Source organism: Methylocystis heyeri (assembly GCF_004802635.2).
Lineage (GTDB): Bacteria > Pseudomonadota > Alphaproteobacteria > Rhizobiales > Beijerinckiaceae > Methylocystis > Methylocystis heyeri.
On sequence record NZ_CP046052.1, the window covers coordinates 2,421,835 to 2,438,315 of the forward strand.

14 protein-coding genes are annotated in these 16,481 nt (G+C 64.6%); 11 read left to right on the top strand and 3 right to left on the bottom strand.

Features of this window, described 5'->3' with window-relative positions; genetic code table 11:
* Positions 1-17: 17 nt before the first annotated feature.
* Together der and H2LOC_RS11060 are read right to left on the bottom strand one after the other, a co-directional pair.
* Entirely contained in the window at positions 18-1,418 is a 1,401-nt protein-coding gene (der, locus tag H2LOC_RS11055; RefSeq protein WP_136496445.1) for a ribosome biogenesis GTPase Der, read from the bottom strand.
* Positions 1,419-1,628: 210 nt separating this feature from the next.
* A complete protein-coding gene (locus tag H2LOC_RS11060; RefSeq protein WP_136496446.1) occupies positions 1,629-2,375 on the bottom strand; it encodes a tetratricopeptide repeat protein in 747 nt (248 codons plus the stop codon).
* 401 nt (positions 2,376-2,776) lie between these two features.
* Between H2LOC_RS11060 and lnt the strand changes: the two genes are divergently transcribed.
* The 10 genes from lnt to H2LOC_RS11110 all read left to right on the top strand — a co-directional run bounded on the left by lnt (position 2,777) and on the right by H2LOC_RS11110 (position 12,678).
* Positions 2,777-4,405, top strand: coding sequence for an apolipoprotein N-acyltransferase (gene lnt / locus H2LOC_RS11065; protein WP_154331630.1), 1,629 nt, complete (start codon positions 2,777-2,779; stop codon positions 4,403-4,405).
* A gap of 276 nt (positions 4,406-4,681) precedes the next feature.
* On the top strand, positions 4,682-5,116 hold the full coding sequence (locus H2LOC_RS11070) for a helix-turn-helix domain-containing protein (protein ID WP_136496447.1): 435 nt from the start codon (positions 4,682-4,684) through the stop codon (positions 5,114-5,116).
* Between the two features lie 263 nt (positions 5,117-5,379).
* Positions 5,380-6,570: a methionine adenosyltransferase gene (gene metK, locus H2LOC_RS11075; protein ID WP_136496448.1), complete on the top strand. Its 1,191-nt coding sequence runs from the start codon at positions 5,380-5,382 to the stop codon at positions 6,568-6,570.
* 62 nt (positions 6,571-6,632) lie between these two features.
* On the top strand, positions 6,633-7,289 hold the full coding sequence (gene trmB / locus H2LOC_RS11080) for a tRNA (guanosine(46)-N7)-methyltransferase TrmB (protein WP_246206795.1): 657 nt from the start codon (positions 6,633-6,635) through the stop codon (positions 7,287-7,289).
* Positions 7,290-7,465: 176 nt separating this feature from the next.
* Positions 7,466-8,374 carry a thioredoxin gene (gene trxA / locus H2LOC_RS11085; RefSeq protein ID WP_136496450.1) on the top strand — a complete coding sequence of 303 codons (909 nt, stop codon included), beginning with the start codon at positions 7,466-7,468 and terminating at the stop codon, positions 8,372-8,374.
* Between the two features lie 38 nt (positions 8,375-8,412).
* Positions 8,413-9,084: an LON peptidase substrate-binding domain-containing protein gene (locus H2LOC_RS11090; RefSeq protein WP_136496451.1), complete on the top strand. Its 672-nt coding sequence runs from the start codon at positions 8,413-8,415 to the stop codon at positions 9,082-9,084.
* 78 nt (positions 9,085-9,162) lie between these two features.
* Positions 9,163-9,378 carry a Trm112 family protein gene (locus H2LOC_RS11095; protein WP_136496452.1) on the top strand — a complete coding sequence of 72 codons (216 nt, stop codon included), beginning with the start codon at positions 9,163-9,165 and terminating at the stop codon, positions 9,376-9,378.
* A gap of 6 nt (positions 9,379-9,384) precedes the next feature.
* Positions 9,385-10,245: an acyl-CoA thioesterase gene (locus tag H2LOC_RS11100; RefSeq protein WP_136496453.1), complete on the top strand. Its 861-nt coding sequence runs from the start codon at positions 9,385-9,387 to the stop codon at positions 10,243-10,245.
* 556 nt (positions 10,246-10,801) lie between these two features.
* The gene (locus H2LOC_RS11105; RefSeq protein WP_136497080.1) at positions 10,802-11,140 is read left to right on the top strand and encodes a P-II family nitrogen regulator; all 339 of its coding nucleotides are present in this window, start codon (positions 10,802-10,804) and stop codon (positions 11,138-11,140) included.
* A gap of 32 nt (positions 11,141-11,172) precedes the next feature.
* The gene (locus H2LOC_RS11110; RefSeq protein ID WP_136496454.1) at positions 11,173-12,678 is read left to right on the top strand and encodes an ammonium transporter; all 1,506 of its coding nucleotides are present in this window, start codon (positions 11,173-11,175) and stop codon (positions 12,676-12,678) included.
* A gap of 181 nt (positions 12,679-12,859) precedes the next feature.
* Here H2LOC_RS11110 and H2LOC_RS11115 read toward each other — a convergent pair whose 3' ends face one another.
* Positions 12,860-14,314, bottom strand: coding sequence for an NAD-dependent succinate-semialdehyde dehydrogenase (locus H2LOC_RS11115; protein ID WP_136496455.1), 1,455 nt, complete (start codon positions 14,312-14,314; stop codon positions 12,860-12,862).
* A 285-nt stretch (positions 14,315-14,599) separates the two neighbouring features.
* Here H2LOC_RS11115 and H2LOC_RS11120 point away from each other — a divergent pair, with 285 nt between their 5' ends.
* Complete coding sequence (locus H2LOC_RS11120; protein ID WP_136496456.1) at positions 14,600-16,480, top strand: extracellular solute-binding protein; 1,881 nt, start codon at positions 14,600-14,602, stop codon at positions 16,478-16,480.
* Position 16,481: the final 1 nt, after the last annotated feature.

The following is a 16,481-nucleotide window of genomic DNA, read 5'->3' on the forward strand; positions in this document are numbered from 1 at the left end:
CTTCGGCTGGAAACGCTCTATCCCCGCTTCTTGCCCTCATAGGGGTTTTCGCCCGATTTCTTCGAGATGCGGATCGGCACGCCGGGCAGATCGAAGGCCTTGCGCAGCCCATTGATCAAAAAGCGCTCATAGCTCGCCGGCAGTTCTTCGAGCTGATTGCCGAACAGCACGAAATGCGGCGGCCGGCTCTTGGGCTGGGTCATATAGCGGATCTTGATGCGCCGCCCCGAGACCGCCGGCGGCGGGGTTTCCTCGACCGCCGAGAGCAGCCAGCGATTGAGCCGCGAGGTGGAAATGCGCCGGTTCCATGTTTCGTGCACGGCGATGACCCCGCGCATCAGCTGGTCCAGCCCCTCGCCTGTCGTCCCCGAAACCGGGATCACGGGACAGCCGCGCACTTGCGGCAGCAGGCGCTCGGCCTCTTCGCGCAAGGTGACGAGCGTTTTGGCGCGGTCCTCGATCAAATCCCATTTGCCGAGGCCGATCGCCACGGCCCGGCCCTCGCTCGCCGCAATGTCGGCGATGGTGAGATCCTGTTTTTCGAAGGGAATCGTCGAGTCGACCAGCAGCACGACAACCTCGGAAAAGCGGACAGCCCGCAGCGCGTCGGCGCCGGCGAGCTTCTCGAGCTTGTCCACGACCCGGGCGCGGCGCCGCAGCCCGGCGGTGTCGAAGAGCTTCATCTTGCGGTCGCGCCAGGTGAAATCGACCCCGATGCTGTCACGGGTGACGCCCGCCTCCGGGCCGGTGAGCAGGCGCTCTTCGCCCAGCAGGCGATTGATCAGCGTCGACTTGCCGGCGTTGGGCCGGCCCACCACCGTGATGCGCAGGGGCTTGGCGAGATCGAGGTCGCTGCCGTCTTCATCGTCGGCGAACTGCCTCGGCGCCGCCTCTTCGTCCTCGGCGGCGGGCGCATTGGTCTGTTCGGGCAAAGCGAGACGCAAGGCGTCGAAGAGGTCGATCATGCCTTCGCCGTGCTCCGCCGAAATCGGCACCGGCTCGCCGAGCCCCAGCGTGTAGGCCTCGAAAAAGCCGGCCTCTCCCGCGCGTCCCTCCGCCTTGTTGGCGGCGAGCACCACGGGTTTTCCGGCCCGGCGCACCAGATCCGCGAAATATTTGTCGTCCGGGGTCACGCCCGCGCGCGCGTCGACCATGAAGAGAATGGCGTCGGCGGTCTCGATGGCGGCTTCGGTCTGGGCGCGCATGCGCCCCTGCAGCGAAGCCCCGCTCCCTTCCTCGAGCCCGGCGGTGTCGATGACGGTGAAGGAGAGGTCCGCGAGACGCGCCGCGCCTTCGCGGCGGTCTCTCGTGACCCCCGGCCGGTCGTCCACCAGCGCCAGCTTCTTGCCGACGAGCCGGTTGAAGAGGGTCGATTTGCCGACATTGGGCCGGCCGATGATTGCGAGCGAGAAGGACATGGCTCAAAAGCCCTCAGAGCGGCATGGAAAAAATCGGCGGGAATTCGCTCCGATCCGGAGATTTAAGCGGTCGCCCGTCGCTCGCATGGTCCCGGCGAACCTCCGTCATCGCATTCTTCCCATATGACGGGTCCCGAAGCCTTCGGGGCCGACGATCCGGGGACCGCCAGAGCGCTCCCGAACCCTCGTCACATCATCGCCCGCCTTGGTTTACTTCTGTTCCAGCGGCGGCGCGCCGGAAGAATCGGCGCCGTCAGCGGGCTCGATGATCGGCGTCACGGAGGTGATTGCGCCGGTCTGCTTCTTCACGCCCCGAGCCGCGTGCAGCAGCCCCTGATAGGCCTGGGCCCGCGCCCGCATGCCCTGCGGAGCGTCGCGGTCGTTCAGCAACAAAGTGAAGACGCGCTCGGCCTCGTCGTTGTCGTTGTCGAACAGCGCGTCCAGCCCGCTCCATTCCTGCGCGCTGAACCGGAAAGCGCCGTTGGGGGTGATGAGCGGCGCCAGCTTCAGCATGACTTTTTCGCGGTCGCCGTCCGTCAGCGAATAGACGGCGCTGCGCAGCAACGCCACTTCCTGGGTGAGACGATCGACGCTCTTGTCCTCGCCGAGGGCGTCCAGCTGCTCCATCGCCTTGGCCTTGTCGGTCTTGCTCAGCTCCTCGGCGGCGCGCAGGCGCGCGAGCGCCGCGTAACCCTTGGGGCCGTCCTTGGCGATGGCGTTGAAGGCCACGACGGCCTCCTCGCTCTTGCCCGAGTCGGCGAGCGTCACGGCGGCCATGAAACGGACGTTGGCGGCCTCGGAGGCTTTGGTCGTCTCCGAGGTATAGTAGCTCCAGGCCGCGGTGGCCGCGACGATCAATCCCGCCAGAACGAAGACGGGCGTCTGGTAGCGCGCCCAGAGCGTTTCGACCTTTTCCCGTTGGACCTCTTCGTCGACCTCATGGAAAATATCGGACATTTCCGCTCCTGTTGCTCTTTTTGGCCGCAACGCCCGCCGGCGAGCCCCGCGCCTTTTGTATGCAGCGCTGTTAGCACGCTCTCCCGCAAGAGGCCAGCAAGGACGCAGAAACCGCCCCCGCGCCCCGACGTCTTGCGGCTTCCTGCCGTCGTCCAGCGCGTATATAAGCTTGCGGCGAGACGCACGAAGCTTCGAAGAAGCATTTCCCCGAAGCCCCGGCCGGCCTTTGCGGCGGCTCGGGCGAGAAATCGCGCGAAACCCACGCACTGCTGCGCATTTTCGCCGAAAAGCCCGCCGATTGTCGCAAAAGCGCGCCTGGGCTGAAGCTCATCGACGCGGCAAGCAAACCCGCTAAAGTCGTCTCACGCTGATTCGACGGGATTTCCAGGGGAGATGAAGAATTGCTCCATCGAGACGGCGCGGGCGGCGGCTTGACCCTCCCGCAACGCATCATTCTCGCCGAAGGCTGGCGCCGACGCGCTGTCGCCTTTCTGGCCGGCGCCTGCGGCGCGCTGGCGCTCGAGCCTGTCGGCTTCGCTCCGGCCATGGCGATCCCGCTGACCGCGGCGGTGTGGCTCATCGACGGAGCAGCCGGAGCGCCCGCCCCTTCGCGCTGGAGCTTCAACGCGGCGTCGCTTCGCTCCGCGGCCGGGGCGGGGTGGTGGCTGGGCTTCGGCTATTTTCTCGCCGGCCTGTGGTGGCTCGGCTCCGCGCTGCTGGTGGAGGCGGATCAATACGCCTGGGCGCTGCCCCTCGCGGTGCTGGGCGTCCCGGCGGGGCTGGCGCTCTTCACCAGTCTCGGTTTTGCGGTCGCGCGCCTGTTGTGGTCGCCGGGCTCGCTGCGCGTCTTCGCCCTGGCCGCCGGGCTCGGCGGCGCGGAATGGCTCCGGGGCCATGTGCTTACGGGGTTTCCCTGGAACGACTTCGGAATGGCGCTCGGCGGCGTGCAGCTGTTCGCCCAGACCGGATCGGCGGTCGGGCTCTACGGCCTCGACCTCATAGCCATTTTGATCTTCGCGGCGCCGGCCACGCTGATCGACCACGAGCGAAAGCGGCGCTTCGGCTCGCCCGCGGCGGCGGTCGCCATGACGTTGCTTGTCGCGCTCGCCGTTTTCGGCGCCGTACGGCTGTCGCAGGAGCAGACTGGCGCGGTCGAGGGCGTGAGGCTGCGGCTGATGCAGCCGAACCTCCCCATGGACGCCAAATTCCGCCCCGAGAACGGACAGGAAATATTGCGCCGCTATCTCGCGCTTTCCGATCAGGCCACGGCGCCCGACCGCATGGGGGTGAGCGACGTCACCCATTTCATCTGGCCGGAGTCGGCTTTTCCCTTCGTGCTTTCGCGGGAGCCTCAGGCCCTTTCCGCCATAGCTCACGGATTGCAGGGCAAAATTCTGATCACGGGCGCCGCGCGCGTCGAGAACGGCCCCTCACGGAAAGCGCGCGGGAAAATCTTCAACGCGGTCCAGGTGGTGCAGGGCGAAAAAATCATCGCCTATTACGACAAGAAGCATCTGGTGCCCTTCGGGGAATATCTGCCGCTCGAAAACTGGCTGCGCCCCCTCGGCGTGCATCACCTCGTTCCCGGCACATGGGATGTGGGACAAACCCCGAGACGGCTTTCCGCGCCCGGCCTGCCGCCGGCGGCACCGCTGGTTTGCTATGAGGCGATCTTTCCCGGCCAGGCGGTCGAACCCGGTTCGGAGAGGCCCGGGTGGCTGCTCAACGTCACCAGCGACGGCTGGTTCGGCCACACCAGCGGCCCCTATCAGCATTTCGCGCAAGCTCGGCTGCGCGCCATTGAAGAGGGACTGCCGTTAATCCGCGCCGCCAACACGGGCATCTCGGCCATAGTCGACCCATACGGCCGGGTGCTCGAGCAGCTGCCGCTCGGCGTCGAGGGGGTTCTGGACGGCGCCCTGCCGAAACCGGCCCCCCAAACATTCTATTCCCGACACGCAGAAATTGTATTTCCGGCGCTTTGGGCGCTGGTTTTCTGCTGCGCCCTCGCCGGGCGTGTAAGAGCTTGAGCGACTTGCATTATGCCGTCCGATTGAGTTGAATGCCGCCCCGGCCTGAACGCGACGGCTCCGGGCCGGCGCTTTCGGGGCCGGCGTTTCAGGAGGAACGGCCTAAAAATCTGTGGGCGCGGGTTTAGCGCGCCTTCGGCTCCCGGCCGGCGCTCGGGCGACCGCCGCCGGCTTGGGAGCCCCTAGAACCGTTTGGACCTTTTTTGTTAAAATACAACGTATTGTATATTTCACTACGGCGCGCTTTGAGCTAGAACGCGAGCGGAGGCTTGAGACGTGAAAAAGACGCCTGACCCGATCGATCGCCATGTCGGCAGCAGAGTGCGCATGCAACGCGTGCTCATGAAAATGAGTCAAGAAAAACTAGGCGACGCGCTCGGACTGACATTCCAGCAGGTGCAGAAATACGAAAAAGGCACCAACCGCATCGGCGCGAGCCGGCTGCAGCAGATCTCCAAGACCCTCAATGTTCCGCCCTCTTTCTTTTTCGAGGGCGCGCCTACCTCCGACCCGGCCCCCCAAGGCTTCGAGGAGGAGAGCTCCTCCCAATTCGTGGTGGATTTTCTGGGCACTTCGGAAGGCCTGCACCTCAACAGGTCGTTCGCGCGCATCCGCGACCCCAAAGTGCGGAAAAAAATCGTGGAGCTGGTGGCGGCCCTGGCGGATCAGGAGAGCGACGCGAGCGTCGGTCCGCAGCCCGAAAAAGCCTAGAGCGCATTCATGTTTCATGGAAACACGAATACGCTCCAAGATTTTGTTTTAACGCGTTTCCCACGCCGAACCGGCGTCCACTTCGGCTGGAAACGCTCTAGCGACAATCAATTACGCGCCCGCATGGGCGCGTTCTGTTTAAAGAACGACATTGCGGCAAAGCGCTTGACGAAACGAACGCATGCTGCGAAATGAACACACCCCCATTTTGGAGTCGGCGAGCCTAGGTGCGCGCGGCGCCAGCCTAAAGGCGAGGTTTTAAAGTGGCTCGTAAAAACTATCTCTTCACCAGCGAGTCTGTCTCCGAAGGTCATCCGGACAAGGTTTGCGACCGGATTTCGGACGAAATAGTCGATGAATTCTTCCGGGAAGGAGCCAAGGCCGGCGTCGACCCTTATGTCATTCGCGTCGCCGCCGAGACGCTCTGCACCACCAACCGCGTCGTGATCGCCGGCGAGGTGCGCGGGCCGCATCTCGCTTTCGAGCACATCGAGGGCCTCGCCCGCAAGGCGATCAAGGACATCGGCTACGAGCAGGAAGGCTTTCACTGGCAAAACGCCAAGGTCGAAGTCCTTCTGCATGAACAGTCGGCCGATATCGCCCAGGGCGTCGACGCCGCCGGCAACAAGGACGAAGGCGCGGGCGACCAGGGCATCATGTTCGGCTACGCCGTGCGCGAGACCCCCGATCTGATGCCTGCGCCGCTTTATTATTCTCACAAGATTCTCGAGAAGCTGGCCCAGGCCCGCCACTCCGGCAAGGAAAAGGGACTCGGCCCCGACGCGAAGAGCCAGGTCACGGTCCGCTATGCCGACGGCAAGCCGGTCGAAGCCACGCAGATCGTTTTGTCGCATCAGCATGTCGACGAAAGCCTGTCGCCGGAAGACATCCGCCGCATCGTCGAGCCCTATATCCGCGAGGCGCTGCCGCAGGGCTGGATCACCGACGGCACCGTCTGGCACGTCAACCCCACCGGCAAGTTCTTCATCGGCGGTCCGGACGGCGACGCCGGCCTCACCGGCCGCAAGATCATCGTCGACACCTACGGCGGAGCCGCCCCCCACGGCGGCGGCGCCTTCTCCGGCAAGGACCCGACCAAGGTCGATCGCTCGGCGGCCTACGCCGCCCGCTATCTGGCCAAGAACGTCGTCGCCGCCGGCCTCGCCGACCGCGCCACGATCCAGCTCGCCTACGCCATCGGCGTGGCCGAGCCCCTGTCGATCTATGTCGACCTGCACGGCACCGGCCATGTCGCGGAAGACAAGCTCGAAGCCGTCCTGCCGCAGATCATGAGGCTGTCGCCCCGCGGCATCCGCGAGCATCTCCAGCTCAACCGGCCGATTTACGCCCGCACCTCCGCTTACGGCCATTTCGGCCGCACCCCGGACGCGGACGGCGGATTCTCCTGGGAGAAAACCGACATCGCCGACAAGTTGAAGGCGCATTTCTCCTGACCGAAGCAGACGCCGCCGATTTTATCCCTGACGACGCGGAGCGACCCATCGCTCCGCGTCGTTTGTTCGGGCGCTCGAAGGGCAAGGCGCTTCGCAAGCATCAGACCGAGCTGGTGTCGGATCTGCTGCCGGAGCTTTCTCTCGACCTCTCGGGACCGCTCGATCCCGCGACGCTGTTTGCGGAACCGATGCGCGAGACGCGGCTGGAAATCGGCTTCGGCGGCGGCGAGCACCTCATCGAAGCCGCCGACAAAGAACCCGACGTCGGCTTCATCGGCTGCGAGCCCTTCGTAAACGGCGTCGCCCGGCTTCTTTCGCAAATCGAAAAGCGCGGCCTGAAAAACATCAAGCTGCATCGCGGCGACGCCATCGAAGCGGTGGATCGTCTTCCCGACGCCAGCCTGTCCCGGGTCTATCTGTTCTATCCCGATCCCTGGCCCAAGCGGCGCCAGCGCAAAAGAAGATTTGTTTCCGAAGACGCCCTCGGCCGTCTCGCGCGCGTCATGAAAAAGAGCGCCGAGCTTCGCTTCGCCACCGACATCGACGATTACGCCGCATGGACGCTCGCGCGGGTGAACGAGTCCCCGGATTTTCAATGGACCGCGCAGGCGCCGGCCGACTGGCTGGTTCCGTGGCAAGGCTGGACCCGGACCAAATATGAAGGCAAGGCGATAGCGGCCGGCCGCAAACCCGTCTATCTGAGCTTCATGCGCGGCTAGAGCGCGCGATTCTTGTCGCTTGAAAGATTGCGCGAGAAACGTCGCGAAAGTTGACAGGCTCTTGCGATTGGAATTCGCTCCAATTTACAAACCGGCGAGAACTCGCCTCGCTCGAACGACCCCGTTCGAGCCGCGAGCGCGCCGATAAAGACGCGCGGCCCATGCGGAGGCAGGTTATGGCTTCAAACGATTTCGCGTTTACTCCGGCGCAGCCGGGCGCCGACGAGGCTCCGATCGAGACCACCACGGCGCGCTTTCGCCAGGATGTCCTGGAAGCTTCGATCCGCAGGGTCGTTCTGGTGGATTTCTGGGCTCCTTGGTGCGGTCCCTGCCGGCAACTCGCGCCGGTCCTCGAACGGCTGGTCAAGGCGACCAAGGGCAAGGTGCGCCTCGTCAAGATGAACATAGACGAGGAGCCCGAGATTGCGGGCCAGCTCGGCGTCAAATCCATCCCCGCGGTGGTGGCGTTCCAGCGCGGCCGGCCCAGCGACGGCTTTGTCGGCGCCCTGCCGGAAAGCCAGCTCAAGGGCTTCCTCGAGCGGCTGGTCGGCCCGATCGAGGCCGATGCGGACGCTTTCGCGGCTATAGAGAATATGCTGGCGTCCGGGGAATTCGACGAGGCCGAAGCCGCGCTCGCCGAACTGATTGCGGCTGAGCCGCCTCAACCGAAAGCCTGGGCCGAGTTGCTGCGGCTCTATATCGCTCTCGAGCGACTCGAAGACGCTCAGGGCCTGCTGGCCGCCGCGCCCGAGGCCTTGCGCCGCGACCCCCTGATTCTCGCCGCGGCGGCCGCGCTCGAGAACGCCATTCAGGCCAGCGCCCTCGACGAGGTCGACGCGCTGCACAGGCGAGTCGCGGAGAATCAAAGCGATCCGCAGGCGCGCTTCGATCTCGCGCTCGCCTTGAACGCCAAAGGACTACGTGAAGAAGCAGCTGCACAGCTCCTTGAAATCATTCAGCGCGACCGTAATTGGAATGACGACGGCGCGCGCAAGCAGCTCGTCCAGTTTTTCGAAGCGTGGGGACCGTTGGACAAGACCACCGCGAGCGCGCGCAGGAAGCTCTCGGCCGTGTTGTTCGCCTGACCGAGCCCTCGCGGGGAGTCGCGGAGCGCTGGCGTGACATGTGCATGAACAAACAGTATGTCTCTATCGACCAGCTGCCCGCGACTCTACGGGTGTTTCCACTCGCGGGAGCCCTCCTTCTGCCCCGCGGCGACCTGCCGCTGAATATTTTCGAGCCGCGATATCTCGCGATGGTCGACAGCGCCATCGCATCGGATCGCCTCATCGGCATGGTTCAGCCGCTCGCCACCCTCGGACCGCAGGGCCTGCATCAGATCGGTTGCGCCGGACGGCTCACCCATTTCAGCGAGACCGGCGACGGACGCTATCTGATTACGCTGACGGGCGTATGCCGCTTCAAGATTATCGGCGAGCGAAACGACGGCGCTCCCTTCCGAAGCTGCGACGTCGTTTACAATCCCTTCATTCACGACCTCGAGCCGGGCGCCGGCGAGCAGGCGGTGGATCGCGTGCGCATGACGGACATGCTGCGCAAATTCGCCGCCGCCTCCCAGCTCGAAGTCGATTGGGCCAGCATCGACGCCGCGCCGACCGAAACCCTCGTGAACGCGCTCGCCATGATGTGTCCGTTCGGCCCCCAGGAAAAACAGTCTCTGCTGGAGGCTGTGGACCTCAAGACGCGCGCCGAAACGCTGATCTGTCTCGCGCAGTTCGATCTCGCACAGGGGCGCCGCGCGGCGCCGGGCGGCGGGGGCGGACAGTTCCATTGATGTCGCGAGGCGCCGAAGGTTATGATCAGGCGCAGCCGCAGACCGGCGAACATCTCACGCGCTGGTTAAGGAGAGAAAATGGACGACACTGGCGAAAAGCCGACGGAAACGACGCGCGAGCCGACCCAGATCGACCCCCGTCTGCTGGAAATCCTGGTCTGCCCGCTCACGAAATCCACGCTCGAATACGACTCGGCTCGGCAGGAGCTGATCTCGCGCTCGGCCCATCTCGCCTATCCGATCCGCGACGGCATTCCGATCATGCTGCCTGAGGAAGCGAGGCGTATCGAGTAACGCCCCGTGACTGCCCCGACGCAGCGACTGCTCGATCTGCTCGATCTCGAAAACCTCGGCGACGATCGCTTCCGCGGCTGCAGCCCGCCGACGGCCGGCAAGCAGGTCTATGGAGGACAGGCGGTGGCGCAATCGCTCGTCGCCGCGCAACGGACCGTCCCCTACGACCGGCCGGTCCATTCGCTTCACGGCTATTTCGTTCTCGCGGGCGATCCGAGGACGCCGATCGACTTCTTCGTGGAGCGGGTGCGCGACGGCAAGAGCTTCACCACGCGGCGCTGCGCCGCAAAGCAGAACGGCCGCGTCATCTTCTCCATGGAAGCGTCGTTCCAGCTTCGCGAGCCGGGACTGGATCACGCCGCGGAGCCGCCCGCGGTTCCGGAACCCGAGACGCTGCCCACCACCAGCGCGCTCGCGGAGCGGCTACGCTCTTTTCTGCCGCGCGCCGCGCTGGAGCGATTGGAGCAGGAGTCTGCGCTCGACATCCGCTTCGTCGACCCGCTGGCGATCGTCGGCGGAGCGGCGGCGGGCGCGACCCGCCAGTCGATCTGGTTCCGGATCATCGGACCTTTGCCGGAAGACCATCTGATCCACAGCGCATTGCTGGCCTATCTCTCCGACATGACGCTGCTCAACACCGCGCTCACGGCGCACGGCCTGACCATCTTCGATCCCACGCTCCAAGTCGCGAGCCTGGACCATGCGCTCTGGATCCATAGGCCGTTCCGCGCCGACGAATGGCTGCTTTATGTGCAGGACAGTCCCAACAGCTCGGGCGCCCGGGCGCTGACGCGCGGCCAGCTTTTTACGCGCGAGGGGAAGCTGGTGGCGTCCGTCGCTCAGGAAGGCCTGATCCGGCGGCGTTGAGAGTGGTCGGATCAGCGTTTCCCGACCGCATGGAATCAGTCCGGCCGACGAGAAAGCGCCGCGCCCGGGCTGAAACCCACGCCTGAGCCCGGACATCGACGAGTCGATTCAAAGCCTTCAGCCCGCTTCGAAACCGCGCGGATTGCGCGGGCCTCGCGTCGAGTCGCTCGCAAGCGAGGCAGGCTGAAAATTATGCAGCATGCCTATCTGTTTTTTAGGCGTTTTGTTCAAATGACGCGTAAGCGCCTTTTTTAAAGGCGCCTCAATCCCGACCGCGCGCAAACGCAGGAATTGCTTCGCGCCGCCAGCCGGAACCGCGCTTCCGCGCCTCTCGGTTCTTGCGCCGAATTCGAGCGCAATGGCGAGTCTCTTTTTTTCCGACCGTCGGCCTCTCAGCGTATCTCCGTGTTTGCAATGGATTTAGCGCCCCTGGCACACAAATTGATTGAAGCGCGGCGTGCGCGGGGCTCTCGCGCTTCAAACCATCGCCGTGCGCGGCGTCCAGTTCTCCCGACGGGCGCCGCCCGTCAATTATATTCAAACACAGGACAGGCAGATGAAAATCGTGACCGCGATCATCAAGCCCTTCAAGCTCGATGAAGTTCGTGACGCGCTGACGGCGATCGGCGTGCACGGCCTCACCGTGACGGAAGTCAAAGGCTACGGCAGGCAGAAGGGGCATACGGAGATCTATCGCGGCGCAGAATATGCCGTGAGCTTCCTCCCCAAGCTGAAGATCGAGGTGGCCATTCCGGCGGAGCTCACCGACAAGACCATCGAGGCGATCACCAACACGGCCCGCACGGGCCAGATCGGCGACGGCAAGATCTTCGTCGCGCCGATCGAACGCGCAGTTCGTATCCGCACCGGCGAAAAAGACGAAGACGCGCTTTGATTTTCTCCCTTGACCTATCAGGAGTCCTACGAATGAGTCTTCGCCTGCAACGAGGCTTCTCCCGCGCTTGCATTCTTGCCGCCGCCGCCGCTTTCGCCCTCGGCGGCGCGCCGGCCTTGGCCGCCAGCAATGCGCCCGTTCCCAATCCCGGCGACACCGCCTGGATGCTCACCTCGAGCCTTCTCGTGCTGATGATGTCGGTGCCGGGCCTCGCCTTGTTCTACGGCGGCCTCGTGCGCACCAAGAACATGGCCTCCATCCTGACGCAGACCTTCATGATCGTCGCGCTGGTCGGCGTGTTGTGGACCCTTTACGGCTACTCGCTGGCTTTCGGCGACGGCGGCTCGCTCAACGCCTTCATCGGCGGCGTCGGCAAGGTGTTCCTCAAGGGCGTCGACGCTTCCTCGACCTCCCCGACCTTCACCCCCGGCCACGTCATTCCCGAATACGCTTACTTCGTATTCCAGATGACCTTCGCCATGATCACCCCGGCCCTCATCATCGGCGCCTTCGCCGAGCGCATGAAGTTCTCGGCGGTGTTCACCTTCATCATCGGCTGGGTCACGCTGATCTATTTCCCGATCGCGCATTGGGTCTGGGCCGTCGCCGATCCCAACGTCATCGTCGACGCCGCGACCGAGCTCGCCGCAGCCACCACCGACGCGGCCAAGCAGGCGGCGCAGGCCAAGATCGACGCCGCCACGACCTCGGTCGGCTGGCTTGCCGGCGGCCTCGCCCCCTGGATGAAGGGCACCGGCGCGCTCGACTTCGCCGGCGGCACCGTCGTCCACATCAACGCCGGCATCGCGGGCCTCGTCGGCGCCATCATGGTCGGCAAGCGCATCGGCTACGGCAAGGAAGCCCTGCCCCCGCATTCGCTGACGCTCTCCATGGTCGGCGCCTCGCTGCTGTGGGTCGGCTGGTTCGGCTTCAACGCCGGCTCCAATCTGGAGGCCAACGGCACTACGGCGCTCGCCTTCGTCAACACCATGGTCGCCACCGCCGCGGCGGCGCTGTCCTGGCTGCTGACGGAATGGGCCGCCAAGGGCAAGCCCTCGCTGCTCGGCCTGATCTCCGGCGCGGTCGCGGGTCTGGTCGCCGTCACCCCGGCCTCGGGCTACGCCGGACCGATCGGCTCGCTGGTTCTCGGCCTTCTCGTCTCCCCGATCTGCCTGTTCTTCGTCTCCAAGGTGAAGAACGCCCTCGGCTACGACGACGCGCTGGACGTCTTCGGCGTGCACTGCATCGGCGGCATCACCGGCGCCCTGGCGACGGGCCTGCTGGTCTCCCCGACGCTGGGCGGCGTCGGCATCACCGACTACAGCAACATCGGAGAGAACTACGCCGGCAAATACGATCTCGTCGCCCAGATGATCGCGCAGGGAACCGCCGTCGTCGCCACCCTGCTCTACTCCGGCATCGGCTCGGCGATCCTCTACAAGATCGTGGACGTCGCCATCGGCCTGCGCCCGGCCCCGGATCAGGAACGCGAAGGCCTCGACATCTCCGACCACGGCGAGCGGGCCTACAACTCCTGATCGTCGCCCTCATTGCGATCAGGACGGGAAGCGGCGCCTCCGGGCGCCGTTTTCTTTTTGCGCTTTCGCGTTGCGCTCGCAATCTGTGATGGGCTCGGCACGCCGCGAGACGCCCACTGACCGGCGACGCCCATTTCTCCTGAGCGCCGCAGGTTGTGCGCTGACGACTTCAGGAAGATGATCACATGCCGCCGAGGCAGACATATTTGATCTCGAGATAATCATCTATGCCGTAGCGCGAGCCTTCGCGTCCGAGGCCCGAATGCTTGACGCCCCCGAAAGGCGCCACCTCCGAGGAGATGAGCGTCTCATTGACCCCCACCATGCCGAACTCCAGCGCCTCGGCGACCCGGAACACCCGAGGAATGTCGCGGCTGAAAAAATAGGCCGCAAGCCCAAAAGGCGTCGAATTGGCGAGGCGGACGGCATCGGCTTCGTCCTTGAAGGAAATGACGGGGGCGACGGGGCCGAAGGTTTCCTCCTGGAAAATGAGCGCGTCTTCCTTCACGCCGGCGAGCACCGTGGGCTGGAAGAAGGTTCCCCCCAAAGTGTGCCGCCCGCCGCCGGTCAGCAGCCTCGCGCCGCGATTGACCGCATCCGCGACATGGCGCTCGCATTTCTCCACCGCCGCCTCTTCGATCAGGGGGCCGACCACGGCGCCTTCCTCGAGGCCGTTGCCGACCTTCAGTCCAGAGGCCGCTTCCGCCAGCCTCTGGGCGAAGCGCTCTGCGATGCTCTCCTGGACGATCATGCGATTTGCCGAAACGCAGGTCTGCCCGCAATTGCGATATTTGGTGGCGAGAGCGCCCTTCACCGCGAGGTCGAGATCGGCGTCCTCGAACACGATCAGAGGCGCGTTGCCGCCCAGCTCCATCGAGCATTTCTGCACATTTCCGGCGGCCTGCCGCAGCAATATCTTGCCGACCTCGGTCGAGCCCGTGAAGCTGAGCTTGCGGACGACGGGGTTCTGGGTCAGCTCCAGCCCCACCGGAGCGGGATCGAGCGCGGTCACGACATTGATCACGCCGTCGGGGATTCCGGCCCTTTGGGCGAGGTCGACCAGCGCCAGGGCCGAAAACGGCGTCTGTTCCGCGGGCTTCAGCACCATGACGCAGCCTGCCCCCAGCGCCGCCCCGACCTTGCGCGCGAACATGGCCGAGGGGAAGTTCCAGGGCGTGATCGCCGCTGTGACGCCGATCGGCTGCTTGAAGACGAGCTGGCGACGATCGCCATTGGTGAGCGGCAGCACGTCGCCGTGCACCCGCCGGCCCTCCTCCGCGAACCAGTCGATGAAGGACGCGCCATAGAAGATCTCGCCTCTGGCCTCCACCAGGGGCTTGCCCTGCTCGGCGGTGATGATCCGGGCCAGGGTTTCCTGTTCGGCCAGGATCAGCTCGTACCAGCGCCGCATGATCTGAGCCCGCTCCTTGGCGGTCTTGCTCCGCCAGCCGGGCAGGGCGCGGCGGGCGGCCTCGATGGCGCGGCGGGTTTCGGCCGCGCCCATATCGGGAACGGAGCCCAGATATTCGCCGGTGGCGGGATTATGTACGGCGAATACAGCGCCGGCGTCAGCGTCAATCCAGAAACCGTCTATAAAAGCCCGCTGGCGAAACAGGCTGGATTGCCGCACGTCCATTTATCTGGTCTCCTCGTTCGAGCCGGCGTCCTTGAGGATTTCCTTCCTCTCCGGGAAAAGTGAAGGAAGCTTCATATAAAGGAAGCTCATATAAGGGAAATGCGTAGTGGAAAAACCACCATGGCGAGGCTTTTTTGTTTCGCCTGCGCTGGCGGTCGGATCCGCTCCATTCCCGGCGCCCGGGCGACAGGCTGGCGAGGACGCCAAAAAGCGACATAATCGCCAGCGAATCATACGAAGGCCGCGCTCATCCCTCATGCTTCTCTCCGACAGAGGCCGTTTCCCGTGAACGAACCCCTTCTCGAGCTCCCGCTTTCCCGCCGCCGGCTGTTTGGCGCGAGCGCCGCCGTTCTGGCTTTTCTCGCCTCACGGAAAGGCCTTGCCGCCCCGCCCGAGGCGGGAGGAACCGAGAGCCATGGCCTGTCCATCTTCGGCGACCTCGCCGAAAAACCGGATTTCAAGCAGTTCGGCTATGTCAATCCGCAGGCGCCCAAGGGCGGAACTCTCGTCATGGAGCCGCCGCCGCCCGAAACCTCGACCTATGATTCCCTCAACGCCTATATTTTGCGCGGCAATCCGGCCGCCGGCGTCGGGCTCATCTTCGATACGCTGATGACCGGCAGCCTCGACGAGCGCGACGCTCTCTATGGCCTCGTCGCGCACAAGGTCCAGATTTCCGCGGACAAGCTGACCTACACCTTCTTCCTGCGCAAGGAAGCGCGTTTCCATGACGGCTCTCCTCTCACCGCCCATGACGCCGCCTTTTCGCTGAACATACTGAAGTCCGAGGGCCATCCGATGATCGCGCAGTCGCTGCGCGACGTCGTGAGCGCCGAGGCGACGACGGACGACGTGCTGGTCGTGAAGCTCGCGCCGGAGCGCACCCGCGAACTGCCGATCATCGTCGCGACCCAGCCGATCTTTTCCAAAGAATATTACTCGAAGCACAAATTTTCAGAGACCACGATGGAGCCGCCGCTCGGCTCGTCGGCCTACAGGATCGGGAAGTTCGAACCCGGCCGCTATATCTCCTTCGACCGCGTTCCCGACTATTGGGCGAAGGACCTGCCGGTGAATGTCGGCCAGGCCAATTTCGAGACCATCCGCTATGAATATTTCGGCGACCGCAACGTCGCCTTCGAGGCGTTCAAATCCGGCGTCACCACGGTGCATGAGGAATTCACCTCCGCCGTCTGGGCCACAGGCTATGATTTTCCCGCCATCCGCGACGGACGGGTGAAGCGGGAGGTGATTCCCGACGAGAACATCTCCGGCACCCAGGGCTGGTATCTCAATACGCGGCGACCCGTGTTCAAAGATCGACGCGTGCGCGAGGCGCTGATCTACGCCTTCGATTTCGAATGGACCAACCATAATCTGTTTCACGATTCCTACGAACGAACGACATCCTATTTCGAGCATTCCGATCTCAAGGCAGAAGGCCAGCCGAGCGAAGCGGAAAAAGCGCTGCTCGAGCCGTTTCGCGACAAGCTGCCTGCCGAAGTTTTCGGCGCCCCCTTTCGCCCGCCGGTCTCGGACGGCTCGGGCCAGGACCGCAATCTCCTGCGCAAGGCCTCGGAACTCCTCGCCGCCGCCGGCTGCAAGCGCAAGGACGGCGTGCTGTATCTGCCAGACGGCAATCCCTTCAAATTCGAGTTCCTCGATTTCTCGAGCTTCTATGAACGCATCACCCAGCCCTATATCAAAAACTTGAAGCTGCTCGGAATCCAGGCGACGCAGCGCATCGTCGACTCGGCGCAATACAAGCGCCGCACCGACGACTTCGATTACGACGTGAGGACCGAACGGTTGCGGATCGCCTATTCGCCCGGGGAGGAACTGCGCATCCTGTTCGGCTCCGAGGCCGCGAAGACGCCCGGTTCGCAAAATCTCTCCGGCATAGACGACCCCGTCGTCGATGCGCTGATCGCCAAGGCGCTGGTCGCCGCCTCACGCAGCGAGCTCGCCACGATCTGCCGCGCGCTCGACCGCGTCCTGATCGCCGGGCGCTATTGGATTCCGCACTGGTACAAGCCGACGCACTGGATCGCCCATTGGGACGTGTTCGGCCGCCCGGAGCGTTATCCGCGCTTCGAACCCGGCATCGCCTCGACCTGGTGGTGGGACGAGGACAGAGCCCGCAAGATCAACTTCACAACCCGCTGAC